Raw genomic sequence first — 909 nt, forward strand, 5'->3', positions numbered from 1 at the left:
TCTGGTCTCCTCGACTTGCTTCACGACCCAATGGTACGATGAGATGGAGTTTCGCCATGGCCAAGAGCTCGAAAATCGTATTGGCACCACCACGCGTCACCACCACATTTGCCATCTTCATCAAGGGTTGATAGAGATCCGTCACATAATCAACACGAAAGAGATTTTGACTCAACTCATTGAGGCTTGAATCTCCAGTTAGATTGATAATATTGTAGCGCTCTGTCAACTCTTTTTTATGGTCTGTCACTAATTGGTTAAATACACGGGCTCCTGCAGAACCACCGACAAACAATACCGTTGGCAATTTAGGATTAAAGTGGGTTTGGATATCCACCAATTCATCTGGTTCTGGAGTGTTTTGGTCTGAAACCTTGGTTACTGCCCCCACATGCTCGACTTTTGCAAGACCAGCAGGCTGCTCAAATGTTGAATACATCTTAGTTGCAAATTTATAGGCGATTTTATTGGCCAAGCCCATAGAAAGGTCCGATTCGTGAATAAAGACAGGTACCCCTGACACACGCGCTGCGATAACCGGCGGTACTGAGACAAAGCCCCCCTTAGAAAAAAGAGCCTGTGGACGCAGTCGTAACATGATAAAGAGGGATTGGACAATTCCCCAACCAACTTTGAAGATATCCAGCATATTTTGCCAAGAGAAGTAACGACGCAACTTACCAGTCGCAATAGAATGGAAGGTCACATTCAAGCCTGACTTGAGGATTTCTTGGTGTTCGATTCCGTGTTTATCACCAATATAGTGAACTTCCCAGCCGTCTTCGATGAACTTAGGCATTAACAAAAGGTTGAGGGTAACGTGTCCAACCGTCCCCCCACCTGTAAAGACAATTTTTTTCATATTATTCCTTTAACTCCGCTACTGTGTCGATAAAGAGGTCGCCACGT

At 44.9% G+C, this 909-nt stretch carries 1 protein-coding gene; it reads right to left on the reverse strand.

Annotated elements, in window-relative coordinates:
- A partial coding sequence (locus tag GMD4S_RS09490) for a UDP-N-acetylglucosamine--N-acetylmuramyl-(pentapeptide) pyrophosphoryl-undecaprenol N-acetylglucosamine transferase (protein WP_000724798.1) occupies nucleotides 1-862 on the reverse strand: 862 nt, incomplete at its 3' end.
- Nucleotides 863-909: the final 47 nt, after the last annotated feature.

The sequence above is a fragment of the Streptococcus sp. GMD4S genome (assembly GCF_000296955.1).